At 37.2% G+C, this 16,241-nt stretch carries 17 protein-coding genes; 14 read left to right on the top strand and 3 right to left on the bottom strand.

The window, feature by feature from the left end; translation table 11 throughout:
* Positions 1-371: 371 nt before the first annotated feature.
* The 9 genes from M0Q20_RS07380 (at position 372) to M0Q20_RS07340 (ending at position 9,348) form a co-directional block, all read left to right on the top strand.
* On the top strand, positions 372-626 hold the full coding sequence (locus M0Q20_RS07380; protein WP_295059981.1) for a FeoA family protein: 255 nt from the start codon (positions 372-374) through the stop codon (positions 624-626).
* Positions 623-2,761, top strand: a complete 2,139-nt coding sequence (gene feoB / locus M0Q20_RS07375; RefSeq protein WP_295059978.1) for a ferrous iron transport protein B — start codon at positions 623-625, stop codon at positions 2,759-2,761. Before M0Q20_RS07380 ends, feoB begins: the two co-directional genes overlap by 4 nt.
* Before the next feature lie 52 nt (positions 2,762-2,813).
* Positions 2,814-3,476: a response regulator transcription factor gene (locus M0Q20_RS07370; protein WP_295059975.1), complete on the top strand. Its 663-nt coding sequence runs from the start codon at positions 2,814-2,816 to the stop codon at positions 3,474-3,476.
* 39 nt (positions 3,477-3,515) lie between these two features.
* A complete protein-coding gene (locus M0Q20_RS07365; RefSeq protein WP_295059972.1) occupies positions 3,516-4,808 on the top strand; it encodes an ArsS family sensor histidine kinase in 1,293 nt (430 codons plus the stop codon).
* 4 nt (positions 4,809-4,812) lie between these two features.
* On the top strand, positions 4,813-6,252 hold the full coding sequence (gene mltF / locus M0Q20_RS07360; protein WP_295059969.1) for a membrane-bound lytic murein transglycosylase MltF: 1,440 nt from the start codon (positions 4,813-4,815) through the stop codon (positions 6,250-6,252).
* Positions 6,253-6,355: 103 nt separating this feature from the next.
* Complete coding sequence (locus M0Q20_RS07355; protein ID WP_295059966.1) at positions 6,356-6,631, top strand: hypothetical protein; 276 nt, start codon at positions 6,356-6,358, stop codon at positions 6,629-6,631.
* Positions 6,632-6,693: 62 nt separating this feature from the next.
* Entirely contained in the window at positions 6,694-7,134 is a 441-nt protein-coding gene (locus M0Q20_RS07350; RefSeq protein ID WP_295059963.1) for a DoxX family protein, read from the top strand.
* 79 nt (positions 7,135-7,213) lie between these two features.
* Entirely contained in the window at positions 7,214-7,693 is a 480-nt protein-coding gene (locus M0Q20_RS07345; protein WP_295059961.1) for a gluconate 2-dehydrogenase subunit 3 family protein, read from the top strand.
* Entirely contained in the window at positions 7,690-9,348 is a 1,659-nt protein-coding gene (locus tag M0Q20_RS07340; RefSeq protein WP_295059958.1) for a GMC family oxidoreductase, read from the top strand. The genes M0Q20_RS07345 and M0Q20_RS07340 overlap by 4 nt, the downstream gene beginning before the upstream one ends.
* A 2-nt stretch (positions 9,349-9,350) precedes the next feature.
* Here M0Q20_RS07340 and rsfS read toward each other — a convergent pair whose 3' ends face one another.
* Positions 9,351-9,686: a ribosome silencing factor gene (gene rsfS, locus M0Q20_RS07335; protein ID WP_295059955.1), complete on the bottom strand. Its 336-nt coding sequence runs from the start codon at positions 9,684-9,686 to the stop codon at positions 9,351-9,353.
* Positions 9,662-10,219, bottom strand: coding sequence for a nicotinate (nicotinamide) nucleotide adenylyltransferase (gene nadD, locus M0Q20_RS07330; RefSeq protein ID WP_295059952.1), 558 nt, complete (start codon positions 10,217-10,219; stop codon positions 9,662-9,664). The genes rsfS and nadD overlap by 25 nt, the downstream gene beginning before the upstream one ends.
* A 65-nt stretch (positions 10,220-10,284) precedes the next feature.
* Here nadD and gap point away from each other — a divergent pair, with 65 nt between their 5' ends.
* The 4 genes from gap to fabI are packed head-to-tail and all read left to right on the top strand — an operon-like array spanning position 10,285 to position 14,069.
* Positions 10,285-11,286: a type I glyceraldehyde-3-phosphate dehydrogenase gene (gene gap / locus M0Q20_RS07325; protein WP_295059950.1), complete on the top strand. Its 1,002-nt coding sequence runs from the start codon at positions 10,285-10,287 to the stop codon at positions 11,284-11,286.
* Positions 11,287-11,315: 29 nt separating this feature from the next.
* Entirely contained in the window at positions 11,316-12,515 is a 1,200-nt protein-coding gene (locus M0Q20_RS07320; RefSeq protein ID WP_295059947.1) for a phosphoglycerate kinase, read from the top strand.
* A gap of 2 nt (positions 12,516-12,517) precedes the next feature.
* Complete coding sequence (locus M0Q20_RS07315; protein WP_295059944.1) at positions 12,518-13,225, top strand: triose-phosphate isomerase; 708 nt, start codon at positions 12,518-12,520, stop codon at positions 13,223-13,225.
* A gap of 19 nt (positions 13,226-13,244) precedes the next feature.
* Positions 13,245-14,069, top strand: a complete 825-nt coding sequence (gene fabI / locus M0Q20_RS07310; RefSeq protein WP_295059941.1) for an enoyl-ACP reductase FabI — start codon at positions 13,245-13,247, stop codon at positions 14,067-14,069.
* 53 nt (positions 14,070-14,122) lie between these two features.
* Here the strand turns inward: fabI and M0Q20_RS07305 are convergent, their stop codons facing one another.
* Entirely contained in the window at positions 14,123-14,599 is a 477-nt protein-coding gene (locus M0Q20_RS07305) for a hypothetical protein (protein WP_295059938.1), read from the bottom strand.
* 146 nt (positions 14,600-14,745) lie between these two features.
* Between M0Q20_RS07305 and M0Q20_RS07300 the strand changes: the two genes are divergently transcribed.
* The gene (locus tag M0Q20_RS07300; protein ID WP_295059935.1) at positions 14,746-16,113 is read left to right on the top strand and encodes a hypothetical protein; all 1,368 of its coding nucleotides are present in this window, start codon (positions 14,746-14,748) and stop codon (positions 16,111-16,113) included.
* The last annotated feature ends 128 nt before the right edge of the window (positions 16,114-16,241 follow it).

Below are 16,241 nucleotides of genomic sequence, written 5' to 3'. Positions count from 1 at the left end.
TGATTTCCTGATAGTATAGAGAGGAATTATAGCTAATAAAGTATTTAAAAAGTGTTTCTTAAGAAAATTTTAATTTTAAAAGGACTATTATACACAAAGCATAGATTGTCTTTTAAAAATACATAGCGGGTAATAATCTAAAAAGAACAGCTCAAAATGATAATTACTCTACGGCAGTAGGTTGGTATTTAAACTACAGTAACGGAAAGTTTTATTTTCGTGCTATTTATGTTGAGCAAGATGATAAAGAGAGTTTAATAAAAACCGATAGCGACTGGAGTCGTTTTGAGTTGGCGGCTTCTTATATTTTTTAAATTAACCTCTTTTTAATATGATATCCATTATCATTATATAAAATTAAAGAGAAATTGATGCACAACAAAACAGGCGATAGTGAAATAAAGAGGCTGATAGATTGTAAAAAATCGGCTGTTGTAAAAGTTGTTAAATTAAAAGCTGATGCAGAGCTAAAGCAGAGGCTTATATCTTTTGGAATAATGAAAGATACGGTCTTAGAGGTACTAGAGCATGCGCCTGCAAAAAGCACTATAGAGATAAAAGTAGGCAGGATGAGAATCGCACTTCGAGCTAAAGAGGCTGAACTGATAGAGGTCATAAAAGCATGAACAGAGATATAAAAGTCTGCCCAGTAACAGCTAAGCATATAAAAGTTGCACTTGTGGGACAGCCAAATGTAGGCAAAAGCATGTTGATAAACTCTATATCAAATGCAAATCTTCATGTTGGAAACTTTACCGGTGTGACGGTTGAGAAGAGTGAAGTGTTGTTTGACTACAAAGAGTACCACTTTACGGTAGTAGATTTACCAGGGACTTATGCACTAAACGACTACACAATAGAAGAGAGAGTGACAAATGATTATCTCCTGACTCAGGATTATGATCTTATCATAAACGTTGTAGACTCGACAAATTTGCAAAAAAATCTTCAACTTACTTCAGAGCTTATGAGCATAGGCAAGAAAATGTTAATAGCACTTAACATGAGTGATGAAGCTGACAAAGAGGGCATAAGCATAGATAGCAAGCTTATGTCTGAACTCTTAGGATTTGCCTGCGTAAAAGTCTCTGCTGTTACAAAAGTTGGGATAGTTGATCTTATAGAGGCTATTATAGAGGAGTATGAAAGCGAGAGTATTGAGTATAAGCTTATTTTTAGTGAAGCTGTAGAGGAGGAGATAACCGTAATAATCGACTACTTGACAAAGCATAAATATCAAGATGAAAACTCATATAGAAATATAGCGATTAATCTTCTTAAAAATAGTAAACAAACATATGCAAAACTTCATGATGATCCTATATGGACGGAGCTGCAGCCTATCTTAATAGAAGCATCAAAACATATAGAGCTCCATCATGACACAAGCGACATAAAAGAGGCATTTGCTAGCGAGTACGCCTCTTTTAACAGGGGTGTAGTAAAAGAGGTTTTAAAGCAAGAGGTAGAAGAGAGTGAAAAAACTCTAACAGACAAGATTGACTCCGTTTTGATTCATCAAATATTTGGCATACCGATATTCCTATTTTTTATGTGGGCTCTTTTTCAGCTTACATTTGAGATAGGCTCTATTCCTATGGAGTGGATAGACGCTTTTTTCACATGGTTAGGTAGTACCATAGGCTCAACAATATCAAATGATGATATTCGCTCTCTTGTGGTTGACGGCTTAATATCAGGTGTCGGTGCGGTAGTCTTATTTATTCCAAATATTGTCATTCTTTTTATAGGTATAGCGCTATTAGAGAGTACGGGGTACATGTCAAGAGTTGCGTTTTTACTTGATGGCTTTTTTCATAAGTTTGGGCTTCATGGACAGTCGTTTATACCGCTAGTAACAGGTTTTGGATGCTCGATTCCAGCCTACATGAGTGCGAGAATACTTAAAAATGATCGCGATAGACTTTTAACGCTATTTATTATCGGGTTTATGAGTTGCGGGGCCAGGCTTCCGGTTTATGTTCTTTTTGCAGGTGCATTCTTTTCAGAATCAATGGCAGGTAATGTTCTCTTTGCTATCTATATAACAGGGGCAATGCTTGGGCTATTTGCTGCAAAAGTACTAAAGTTAACAGCATTTAAGGGTGTAGATGAGCCTTTTGTTATGGAGATGCCAAAATATAGATTTCCATCACTAAAGCTTATGTGGCATACGGTTATGACAAAAACATTGATGTATCTTAAAAAGGCGGGTACATTTATAGCAGCGGCATCTATGCTTATATGGTTTTTAAGCAGCTACCCGCATAATCAACTCCTAGAAGAGGAGTACGCAACAAAGATACAAAGAGCTGTAACTCAGGAGGAGAAGAGTTTTTTTACTAATCAAGCAGCAGAAGCATACCTTGAGCAGAGCTACCTTGGTCAAATTGGAAAATTCAGCGAGCCGATTTTTGCTCCGCTTGGATTTGATTGGAAGATGAGTGTGGCTCTTCAAACAGGACTTGCGGCAAAAGAGGTTGTAGTCTCGACTTTAGGTGTTTTATACTCATTAGGAAGTGAGGTAGATGAGGAGAATAACTCCCTAAAAGAGATGATTTCAAAAAATATACCTTTTGCTTCCGCAGTAGCGTTTATAGTTGTTGTTATGGTTTATCTGCCATGTCTGGCTGCATCAGTTGTCTTTACGCGTGAAGCAGGTGGTATAAAATATTTCTTTTACCTTTTAGGATTTACATCCATAGTCGCTTACGGACTTGCTTTTATAGCATTTAATATCGCATCCATGTTTAATATTTAAATATTTGCACAATATTAACTACTTATTAGCGCATATCTGTTAGAATCTGCTTATGAAAAAAATATTAATGATTGAAGATGATTTAGAATTAGCGGAGATACTAGCTGAGTATCTACATCAGTTTAAGTTTGAGGTTATTACAGAGGATGACCCTTTTAAAGCGGTAAGCATATTGAAGCTTGAGCCTTTTGATTTAGTTATATTGGATTTGACTCTGCCTGGTATGGATGGTTTGGAGGTTTGTGAAGCAATCCGTGAGAGACAAGATATTCCTATTATTATCTCCTCGGCTAGAAGTGATGTAACCGACAAGGTAAAAGCGTTAGAACTAGGAGCTGACGACTATCTTCCAAAACCTTATGACCCAAGAGAGCTAGAGGCTAGGATACACTCTGTACTAAGAAGATATGAAGCAAAGTCACAGCAAAAAGAGGAGTCAAAGAGCGATTTTAAATGTGATGCATCCTCGATGATGATTACCTATAAGGGCAGAAATATCGACCTTACAAAGGCAGAGTTTGGAATTTTGTCATACATGATAGCAAAGCAGGGGTTGGTTGTATCAAGAGAGGACTTGATTCACAATGTAAATGCTATAAATGAAGATTCATCTAATAAAAGCATTGATGTAATGGTGGGAAGAATTAGAAACAAATTAGGAGATAAATCTCTTATAGAGTCGGTTAGAGGCGTTGGCTATAAACTTCTTAAGTAAGCTATTTTTTCGTTTTACTAAAAAAATGGAGAAAAATTAGTGCGTCAACATGCTGTTTTAATAACCGTTTTATCTGCACTTACAGTTACGGTTATAAGTGTAAGTGTTGTATTTTGGGAGTTTTTTCTACTCAACAAGCAGCACTATATAGATCATATATTTACAAAACATGCAACAATCACTCAAATATTTAGGCAACATCAGCAAAAACAGCACTCCCAGATTATGCTCGAAGCAAACTTGGCGGTATATAGTTTTGTACTAGAAAAAGATAATGAAGCGATAAAAACAGTACTAAATAATGCAAAAGTTTTAAAAAGAAAAGATTTTCAAAGTGTAAAATCATCTCTAATGTTGTCTCAAGAGGGGTTTTTTACCAAAAAAACAGTAACAGACTTAACTACAACTATGCTTGAGTTTAATAAAAAAATATACTTTTATATTCAAGCACCAACATCTTCGGTGCTTATTTTAGACGAAGAGCTAAGACCATATAGATACTGGAGTGTCGCTTACTCCTACATGACTATTTTGGTAATAATCTCCTTCTCTTTTGTTCTGATTTTACAAAGGCTAAGACCACTTATAAGACTTAGAAAGAAGATTGCTCTTTATGGTGATGGAAATATGAATATATCGTTTAAAACCAAAGGGTATGACGAGATAGCACTAATCTCCAACGAGCTTGAGGCAACAAGAGAAAAAATCAATATTATTTTAGAGTCTAGAACTCTCTTTTTACGCAATATAATGCATGAGCTAAAGACTCCTATTGCCAAGGGAACAATTGCTACTCAGATGTTGGAGTCTCAAAAACAGAAGGATAGATTTAGTTCTATTTTTGGACGTTTGGAATCTTTAGTTAATGAGTTTGCTCTTATTGAGGAGGTAACAAGCCTTGGAGATAAAACCGATTTTAAAGAGTATCGTCTTATTGATATTATAGACGGTGCAATAGATATGGCAATGATAGACAAAAGTTCTGTTACGGTAGATGTAGAAGCAACTTACAAAATAAACGCAAACTATAGACTCTACACTACGGCAATAAAAAATATGATAGATAATGGCATAAAGTACGGAGCCGACGGGCATGTAAAAATTTTGATAAAAAACGGTGAGTTGTGTTTTGAGAGCAAAGGAGACTGCATAGCACATCCACTACAGTACTATATAGAACCATTTACTAAAGATAATCCTGCAAAAAATAGTTTTGGGCTTGGTCTGTATCTAGTGGACTCTATTTTAAAAGTCCATAATCAGGTTTTAGCACATGAGTATGAAGATGGCACAAATCGCTTTATATTTGCTAAGTTTTTAGGGGCAAACTAACATAATGGACAGATATCTTAAATTAAGCGTAGTTGTATTTTTTGCTATATCTTTTTTTGTTTTTGGATGGCTCTCTCATACAGCCTATAACCCTATTCACAAAATAAAGACGGCATCCGTACTTGATGAGATAAAAGAGAATAAGCTTCTAAATGTAGCTCTACTAAACTCACCCTCAACATACTATATCGGTCCCGATGGAGCAAAGGGTTTTGAGTATGATATTCTTAATGCCTATGCAAAACATTTGGATGTTGACTTAAATATAACAATGGTAAACACGACAAAAGAGGCTTTAGAGCTTAGTAAAAATCCAAATATTCATATAACCTCTGCATCTTTGGCAAAAACTAAAATAAAAGAGAAAAACTTTAATTTCGGTCCATCATATTTTGAGGCACAACAACAGGTTATCTGTTATAGAGGCATGCTATGGAGTGGCAAGTTTCCAAAAAGTGTTGAAGATTTGGCAGGACTTAAAATAGTAGTAGGAGAAGAGACTAGCTACAGCGAGACTATAGACTCGCTACTTGAGGATGGATTTGATATAAATGCCACCTATACCTCTGAGTACTCTACGGAAGAGCTTTTAGCAAAGGTAGCTGATAATGAGATAGATTGTACTATTGCAGACTCAAATATATATGCCCTAAATCAACGCTATTTTCCAAAGATAGCTCTTGCCTTTTCTGTTAGCAATAGAGAGCAGCTTGCATGGGTGCTTGCACCTGATTCAAAGGAGTTAAAAGATGATATGTACTCTTGGCTCAATGGATTTAACCAAAGCGGGGAGATGGCACGTCTAAAAGATCACTACTACAGTTTTGCTCTCTTTTTTGATTACTATAACACTAAGACGTTTTATGAGAGAATAAAAACAAGACTTCCTAAATATAAAGAGCTATTTGAGAAATATGCAGAGAAGTACGGTCTTCCATGTTCAGTTTTAGCAGCACAGTCATATCAAGAGTCACACTGGAACCCAAGAGCAAAAAGCTACACAGGAGTTAGAGGACTTATGATGCTTACGCAGGCTACGGCAAAAATGCTGGGAGTCAAAAATAGACTCGACCCACAGCAGAGCATTGAGGGTGGAGCAAAACATTTAAGTGAACTTTTAAGACGTGTACCTTCAGATGTAGAAGGAGAAGATCGCTTAAAATTTGCACTTGCTGCATACAATGTAGGATTAGGGCATATTTTTGATGCGCAGATATTAGCAGAGAGAATGGGGCTGAATAAAAATGTCTGGAGTGATTTAAAAAAAGTGCTCCCTCTGCTTGCCCAAAAGAAGTATTATAAAACACTAAAACATGGTTATGCAAGAGGAAGTGAACCTGTTAGGTATGTTGACTCAATATATGACTACAGAGATATTTTACAAAAAAACAGCTATGAGCCATTTTTAAGCAAAGATAGAGAAAAGCAAGAGCTAGTAGAGTAGATAAAATTTATAAAAGATGAATTCTAATTAATTTAAATATATAAAAAATTATAATAGTTGTGATACAATGATTCTTGAACTAACTAAAACTAAAGGATGAGATATGAAAAAGTTGAATTTTCTATCATTAGTTGCAGCTTCTGCTATGGTTTTAAGTATCGGTGCTACAACACTAAGTGCTGAGAGAATGAAGTGCGGTGCCGGCAAGTGTGGTGACACAAAAAAAGAGATGAAACGAGACGGCAAGTGCGGTGACTCAAAAAAAGAGATGAAACGAGACGGCAAATGCGGAAACTCAAAAAAAGAGATGAAGCGTGACGGCAAGTGCGGAAACTCAAAAAAAGAGATGAAACGTGAGGGTAAGTGCGGAAGTAACTAATCTTATAGGGTTGTAGATATCTGTTATAGGGTGTCGGTTTAAAGTTTCTTAAGGAGTGCGTTATGAACTTCAAACAACTATATCTTAAGTTTTCTAGAGTGAGCGAATGTGCAAAATCATCTGCTTTATTATTTGCACGATTGGCAGTTGCGTATGGATTTTATGAGCCTGCGATGAATAAGTGGAGCGATATGACCTCTGTAGCTGGATGGTTTGAATCTTTAGGAATACCATTTCCGACACTAAATGCTTACATGGCGGCAACTACAGAGATAACAGGAGTTGTGCTGCTTACTTTAGGGTTTTTAACCCGTCTGATTTCACTACCTCTTATTGTAGTGATGGTTGTTGCTATTGTGACGGTACATCTTCCAAACGGCTTCTCGGCAGGCGATAACGGTTTTGAAATACCGCTTTATTATATGCTTTTTCTGCTACTGTTTGTATCACATGGAGCAGGAAATTTTAGCCTTGATAGACTTTTTTTCGGTGAAAAAAATTAAAGGATAGCTCTATTTTTATTTTATCTATAAATAAAACTTCGGGCAAAAAATAGTGGTACAATAAAATATGACTTTTAACATGCGTAGAAATTTTTTTAAGCAGAGTTTCTTGGGTGGGGCTGTTTTACTTTTTTACGGCTCCTCTTTATTTGGTGCGGTAGAGCCTTTAAAAACTCTTGCTCTCGTGCAAGAGGATCTTTTCCCTAAAGCTAAAGAGTTAGAAGTAGATACTGCTTCTTATCTTCTACTTATTCTAGAGCACTCAAGAGTTAGCTCTGCTAAAAAAGAGTTTCTTCGTAACGGAGTTCAATGGCTACATGAAGAGTCATTGAAACTCTACGGTAAACTTTACTACAACCTCTCTCAACAAAAACGACAAGATGTATTGCAAGAGATTTCGGAATATAGCTGGGGTGAGTTTTGGATTGAATCTCTCTTGACCTATAGCATGGAGGCTCTTTATAGTGACGCTGTCTATGGTGTCAATAAAAAAGATGCAGCACAGAAGTGGCTAGGGTTTCACTCAGGAGAGCCGCATCCAAAAAGAGCTTATTTATGACGTATGATATCTGTATCATAGGGAGCGGTGCAGGCGGCTCCCCAGTCGCTTATGAGCTAAGTCGTGCCGGCTTTAGTGTCGTCGTGCTTGAAAAGGGGAAAGAGTACAAAGAAGAGGACTTTAATAAGGATGAACTAGCGGTTTCACGCCGTCAACTTTTTACACCTGAGCTTAAAGAAGAGCAGCATGTTATCTATGAATTAGATGAAAATAAAAAGCGTACAAGATATGTTGGAAGTGAGGAGCAGTGGAGTTTTTGGAATGGTTCCATGGTGGGAGGCTCCTCAAATTTAATGAGTGGTTTTTTTCATCGCTTAAAGCCAAATGATTTCAAACTTCTTTCAGCTTACGGCAAAATTGAGGGTGCAAATATAGTTGATTGGCCTATCTCTTATGAGGAGCTAGAGCCCTACTATGAAAAAGTCGAGCGTGTAGTTGGCGTTAGCGGAGAAGTGGTGCCACACTCTTTTTTGGAGCCTAGAAGTACCGAACAATTTCCTTATCCTAAACTTCAAGAAAACAGAGTAACAGAGTGGTTTGACAGAGCTTGTAACTCTCTTGGATTTGAGTCTATTGCTACTCCAAGGGCAATTTTATCACATACCGCATTAGAGCGAAATAGCTGCTCTTACTCTAATTTTTGCGGGAGTTACGGATGTGCTACAGGCGCAAAAGGGAGCGGCAGGGCAGCTCTTCTTCAAAAGTGTAATGCAACTATTATCACGCAAGCGTTTGTCTATAAACTTGAGAGTGATGCGACAAAGGTTACAAAAGCACACTACTACGATGCCGATTTTAAGACGCATGAACTAAGTGCAAAAATCTTTGTTTTAGCAGCGCAAGCAATAGAGAGTTCTCGTCTGCTTTTAAACTCAAAAAATCATTTTTTCCCTCATGGTTTAGCCAACAATGAGAAGCAAGTGGGAAAAAACCTTATTTTTTCAGCAGGAGGAGCAGGGGAGGGGCGATTTCGTTTTGAGATGCTTACAAAAGAGCAGCAAAAGGAGCTTATGGAAGTTGGAGTTTTTTTCAATCGCTCCCTGCAGCAGTGGTATGAGTATAAAAAGAGCGGTAAAAAAATCAAAGGAGGAACTATAGATTTTCTGTTTGAGCATCAAGATTTAATTCCTCGTATAAAAAGAGCCTTTTATGATGAAAGAGGGCAAATTCTTTGGGGCGAAGCTCTTGCGCAAAGAGTTCATAAAGAACTTACGACTTCAAGGGTTTTGAATTTTGAAGTTTTTAATGACTGGCTTCCTACAGATGAGTGTTTTATAGGTATTGAGGAAGATGTAAAGGATAAGTACGGTATTGCTGTAGGAGCGATACATCTCTATAGTCATCCGCATGATAGAGAAGTCGGCAACGAGTTGGCAAAAAAGGCGGTAGAAGTTTTAAAGCAGATGGGTGCTAAGGAGATAAGCTATAGTATCTCCTCATCCCCTCCGTCAAACTTAGTTGCAGGTGGCTGTAGATTTGGAGAGAATCCTAAAACCTCCGTACTTGATAAAAACTGCAAAGCACATGCACTAGAAAATCTCTATGTGACAGATGCTAGTTTTATGCCCACAGGAGGAAGCGTTCCTTATACATGGACTATATATGCAAACGCTTTTCGCGTAGCGGATATTTTACTAAAAAGATTAAAGTCCTAGCTCTAAAGAGGCATCCCCTCTTTGCCATCAGCTAATGTGCTTAAAAAGCTCTCCATGTCATATTTGACTCTGTATTCAGGTGTCATTATGTGGATAAGAATGTCGCCTAAGTCGATGACAACCCAGTCGCTGCTCTCATCTATATGATTAAAATTTTCTGCAGGCTTGAGATCTTTTTTTATATTATCTAATAAAGCGAGCGTATGTTTTGAGCCAAGCGATGACGCAATAATGGCATAATCAACAAAGTAGTTTTTATCTTTAAGGTCAAAAACCTCGATGTTTTCTGCTTTATATTTGTCTAAAGCTCCAGTTATTTTCTCAATTCTGTTTTGCAATAGTTTTCCTTGTAAAATTTATATATCTCTTTTGCACATTTTTTTGGCAGCTTTGAGATTTCAATGTTATCTCTAAGCTCTGTTGATGAGATATTCTCATTAACATCTAATCTTAAAAAATGCTCTGAAATCTCAATATCGTCTCTTGGGACTACAACAAAAGTCACCAACTCTTTAAGCTCATCATATCTACTCCATCTATCTATAGAAGATAGATTGTCTGCACCGATTATTAGGTATATTTTTTTATAACTTTTTAAAAGATATTCTACACTCTCAATAGTTGTTACCGCTCTTTTTTTTAAAACTTCATACTCTGAAACCTCTACATTTTCAAACTCATCAAAAATCTTTTTTAACCACTCTACTCTAAGAGATGCCGGAGCGTGAAATTTTGACTTAAACGGGTTTAAAAACGTAGGCATTATTATAACTTTATCAATATCTTTGAAATTTATCAAAGCCTTAACTATTGCCTCGTGACCGATATGCGGCGGGTCAAAAGAGCCGCCAAAAAGTGCGATTGTATCCATATTTAAAGCGAATTATAACTAAGTTTAGGTAAAATTGCTCAATTTTATTTTAACTAGGAAATATAATGGCACTTAAAATAGCAATAAACGGATTTGGTAGAATCGGTCGCTGTGTAGCTCGTATAGCTGCTTCGAGGGATGATGTAGAAATTGTGGCTATAAATGATATGGCAAGTATGGATATGATGCTTTATCTTCTTAAACACGACTCTGTTCACGGAACATTTAAGAGCGAAGTAGTGCAAGTTGATGATGAGAACATTACAATCGACGGTAAAAACATAAGAGTCTTTAGTGACCGTGATCCAAAAAACCTTAAATTTGCCGAGTGTGGTGCAGATATGGTTTTGGAGTGTACAGGCGTATTTTTAACTCAAAAATCAGCTCAAGTACATATTGATAACGGCGTAGAAAAAGTTCTCTTCTCTGCACCGTCAAAAGATACAGAGACAGCGACTTTTGTTATGGGTGTAAATGAAAATCTTTATGATGGACAAAAAATAGTCTCAAATGCGTCTTGTACTACAAACTGTCTTGGCCCAGTAGCAAAAGTTTTAGATGATGCTTTTGGGATTGAAAAGGGTCTGATGACAACTATACATGCATATACAAATGACCAGAATATATTAGATGTTAAACACTCAAAAGATAAGCGTCGTGCAAGAGCAGGTGCAATTAATATGATTCCGACAACAACCGGAGCTGCAAAAGCCATCGGTTTAGTTCTTCCTCAACTAGTTGGAAAACTCCATGGGCAGAGTGTGCGTGTACCGACGCCGGATGTATCTATGGTTGATTTGAATGTAATTGTCAAAAGAGAGACTACATTAGAAGAGGTGACCGCTGTATTTAATAAAATGGCAGATACGGATCTAAAAGGGCTTCTTCTTATGGATAAAGATATGAGGGTATCTCAAGATTTTGTCGGATGTGAATATAGCGCTGTAGTTGCTGAGGATTTAACGCAGGTAATAGATGGAGACATGGTTAAAATAATGGCTTGGTACGATAATGAGTGGGGATACTCCACAAGACTTATAGATATGGCACTTCATATATCAAAATAAAAAAGACGATAAAGAATTTTAGGAATTTTATGGAACTTTTAAATATTAAAAATTTAGCTCTTGCCGGTAAAAAAGTTTTTATCAGATGTGACTTTAATGTACCGATGGATGAGTTTGGAAATATATCTGATGATCGTCGTATCCGCTCTGCTTTGACTACTATAAACTACTGTCTTGATCAAGATTGTGCAGTTGTACTCGCTTCTCATCTTGGGCGTCCAGATGGGCAAGTAGTTGAGAAATACTCACTAATTCCCGTTGCTAGAAGAATTCAGCATCTTCTAAAAAGAGAAGTTACTCTAGCAAAAGATGTAGTTGGCAAAGATGCTCTACTAAGAGCATCAGAGCTAAAATCAGGAGAGGTCTTGCTTCTAGAGAATCTTCGTTATGAAGCAGGTGAGACAAAAAATGACAAAGAGTTATCTAAGCAGTTGGCATCAATGGCTGATTTTTATGTAAATGATGCATTTGGAGTAAGTCATCGCGCCCACTCATCTGTTGAGGGGATAACCCATTTTTTTGACTCTGAGCATAAAGCTGCCGGATTTTTGCTTCAAAAAGAGATACAGTTTTTTGGCAAGTTGATACAAAATCCTGTTCGCCCTTTTGCCGCTATTATAGGTGGTTCAAAAGTCTCAGGCAAATTAGAGGCTTTAATCAATCTTTTACCTAGAGTCGATAAGGTCTTAATCGGTGGAGGCATGGCATTTACTTTTTTAAAAAAGCTCGGACATGACATTGGCGCTTCCCTTGCAGAGGATGATTTACTTGAAGATGCAGGGCACATAATGCAAGAGGCTAAAAAACTTGGTGTTAAATTTTATCTTCCCGTTGATGTCGTTGCAGCAGAAAAATTTACCGAGGATTCTATCATAAAAATAACATCTGTTCAGGAGATTCCAGATGGATGGATGGGGCTAGATATAGGGCCTGCTACAGTTAGACTTTACAAGGAGGTTCTAAGGGATGTCCAAACTGTTTTATGGAACGGTCCTATGGGCGTTTATGAGATAGAGAAGTTTGCTCGCGGTTCTAACGAGATAGCGCATTTTGTAGCTGACAGTTATGCAACTACCGTTGTTGGCGGTGGAGATACGGCAGACTTAGTTCAAAGAATAGGCGTCGATGATGAGATAACTTACATCTCAACAGGCGGAGGAGCCTCTTTGGAACTACTAGAGGGAAAAATATTGCCGGGTGTAGCATCCTTAACAATTAAAGAGGGCTAATTATGATTATCGCGGCAAATTTAAAAACAAACCTTACAAGAGAAAAAACTAACAAATATATAAGTGAAGTGGAGAGTTTTTTAAGAGAAAAAAATATTTCTGAGGAAGTTTTAGTCTTTCCTGCAACATCAAGTCTGATAGCACACTCCGGAGCAGTAACAATCGGTGCTCAAAATGCATATCCTACGATTAAGGGAGCATTTACCGGAGAAATCGGTTATGAGCAGTTAGAAGAGTTTGGTATAAAAACAATTTTAATAGGTCATAGTGAACGAAGACATGTAATAGGCGAGACGCAAGAGGAGCTTGTAAAAAAGTTTGATTTTTATAAAGAGCTTGGTTTTAAGATTGTTTACTGCGTAGGAGAGCCTTTAGAGGTCAGAGAAGCAGGATTTGAAAATATGATGGAGTATATTTCCAAGCAGTATGAAGGGATAGATACATCATATGAAAATCTCATTATAGCTTATGAGCCGGTTTGGGCTATAGGAACAGGGCTTACCCCTACTTCTGAGGATATAGTGGCTATACACGGTGAACTGAAGAAAAAATCTTTGGCTCCTCTTCTTTATGGCGGAAGTGTTAAGGTAACAAATGCTAAAGAAGTTTTGGCTCTTGAAGGTATTGACGGTGTTTTAGTAGGCAGTGCCGCTCTTTATGCGGAACATTTTTGTACGATGTGCGAATATGCGCAATCATTAAATAAATAAAACTATAGGAGAGAGCATAATGGTAATGAAGGGCAAGAGAGGCTTAATAGTAGGTTTGGCAAACGATAAGTCAATAGCTTACGGAATAGCAAAGTCATGTCATGAACAAGGAGCAGAGCTAGCATTTACATATCTAAACGATGCATTAAAAAAGAGAGTAGAGCCGTTGGCTGCTTCTTTTGGTAGTGACAAAGTGTATGAACTTGATGTCTCTAATGAAGAGCATATGTCAAATATTGCTTCACTGGTTGAAAAAGATTTTGGAAAGATTGACTTTTTGGTTCACTCTGTCGCTTTTGCACCAAAAGAGGCTCTAAGCGAGCCATTTATGAAAACGACAAAACAAGCCTTTGCTATCGCTATGGATATCTCGGTTTACTCTTTGATTGATTTAACGAACCGATTAGAGTCTGTTTTAGCTGATGATGCTTCTATATTAACTCTCTCTTACTTAGGTGGACCAAAATATATAGTAAACTATAATGTTATGGGTGTTGCAAAAGCAGCACTTGAGTCAACTGTAAGATATATGGCTGTAGATTTAGGCAAAAGGGGTCAAAGAGTAAACGCAATCAGTGCTGGACCTATCAGAACTTTAGCTGCAGCCGGTATCGGTGACTTTAAGCAGATTCTTAACTGGAATGAAATCAATGCCCCACTAAAGAGAAATGTCACAATAGAGCAGGTTGGTAACTCTGCTATGTATCTCTTGAGTGATTTATCATCCGGAGTAACAGGCGAAGTTCACTATGTGGATGCAGGATATAATATTATGGGAATGGCTGCCGCCGAGGAGAATGAAGATGGAAAAACTGTTCTATCTTGGGATTTGGCTAAAAAATAATTAATATAGCTTAAGCTCCTCCCTTAATAGGGAGGCTTATCTTTTAATAGATTTTATTTCGTCTTGCCAATTACAGGCATAGTGCCTATCTTCTTTACATGAGAGTTCTCTTCATCTGTTATATGATTAGCGTTGTAAACAGACATTTTGTCTACATACTCTTGTAGGGTAAATGCTCTATCCTCTTGTTTATATTTGGATTGTACCTCTTTTTGTCTCTCTACCTGCTCAACAGTGAGCTCTTTTAAAACTGCACCTGTTTTAGACTCTATAAGTTTTGCAGAGCCATCTTTATTTGGAATAATTTCAACTTTGGTATCTCCCGTAGGAGTCTCCACTCCTGCTATAACCGGTTCCCACTCATTTTTTAGCCAATTGTCCAGTACTTGCTGCATATAGCCACTCTTCTCTTTTTCTGTTTTACCGGCAACACTCTTTAGCGCCTTGTTCTGAGATGGATTTACTCCATCTATCTTACTACATGCACTAAAGATTGTAACCGCCAATATTGTCATAATTATGTTTTTCATAATGTAAGTATACATAAAATAAATAACATTTAAGTGAAAATTATTAATTAATTTCCATAAGTTAAACTTAATTTAAAGATAAATATGACATTATGGTAACAATATATTGACAATATGTTGACAATATTAAAACTAGGAGAAATGAGATGAAATTAACAAAATTAAGTTTAATAGCAGCAATGCTAATAGGTTCAACTGCTTTTGCAATTGAAAATACAAAAGTCTCTGGTGACGTAAAACTATTTTATGGAACAATGGATAGTGATAATACTGCGGGTCAAACCAATGCTGCATCACAGCCAGTTGACGGTAAAACATCATTTTTTGATGCTGATGGTGCTTATGGTAATGCTGCCGTTAATTTAGAGTTGACTACAGATCTTACTAAAGGTGTGTCTGGCGGTGTAAAAGGTACTTTTGTAACTACATTGGGTCTAGAGAATAATCTTGTAAGTAATACTTGGTCAAATGTTCACGGTGTTACAGAAAATGATGATGGTGGTTTCTCAAATAACGCTGGACAAGGTTATCAACTAGATGACGCAATGTATATTGGTGAGTTATGGATTGCAGGCTCTGCATTTGATACAACTCTAAAAGTAGGTCGTCAGGCACTTGATACTCCTTTAGCGTTTACTGAGACTTGGGGAATCGATCAAAATACTTTTGAAGCCGCTGTTGTAATTAATCAAAGCATTCCTGATACTACTTTAGTAGGTGCATATGTAGGTAAGTCAAACGGCTCTGCTGATGACGTTACTACAAATCTTACTATAAATGATATTACCGCTGCACGAGCAGGCTATGTGGCAGAAGGCGGAAAGTTTAATACTTTTGCTCAAGATGGTGTATATGTAGCCGGTTTAATAAATAACTCTTTTAAGCCATTAACTGTTCAAGCATGGTACTACGGTCTACAGCAAATGGCAGAAGCTCTCTGGGTGCAAGCTGACTTAAATATAGATGGTATTTTAGCTGGTGCTCAATATACTGAAATAGACACGGACAAATATTTATCCGGTGCAAAAGAAGATGAGGCATACGCTGTAATGCTTGGTTATGAAGCTAAAGATATAGCTACAGTAAAAGTTGCATACTCTTCTGTTGATAATGAGGGTACTATCGGTGTAGCTAATGTTGCAACAGGCTCTAATGTTGTAACCTCTAGGAACGGCTCCGATGCTCAGTCTAAACTATATACTGAAATGTGGTGGAAGTACGGTGCAGTATCAAAAACCGGTGCCGACTCTTTTGCTATAACTGCTGAGACTACTGTTGTCGGTGTTGATTTACTACTAGGTTACTATAATGTAGATATAGACTCTGCTGCTACTTCAACAACAGAAGCGAATGCAGATGAGAAAATGACAGAAATTGCTTTAGTGGCATCTAAATCATTTGGACCACTAGACACCTCTTTAGCAATTATTTTAGACGAGTATGAAGATAATAAAGATCACACAAATGATTTTGACGCTACCCACCTTCAAGTTTATTTGACATACAATTTCTAATTAGTCCCTATACCCTTTTATAAGCTTATCTCCTTGTCCTCCTTCCGAGGAGATAAGCCCTCCTTATCTCCTCTTTTCCTGTTTTGTGAGGAGATAAGGAGGGCTTATTTCAACTTTTTTAGATATAA

Source organism: Sulfurimonas sp., from assembly GCF_023229025.1.
Taxonomy (GTDB): Bacteria; Campylobacterota; Campylobacteria; order Campylobacterales; family Sulfurimonadaceae; genus Sulfurimonas.
The sequence above is the reverse complement of the archived record's forward strand: the minus strand, read 5'-3'. Positions and strand labels throughout refer to the sequence as shown.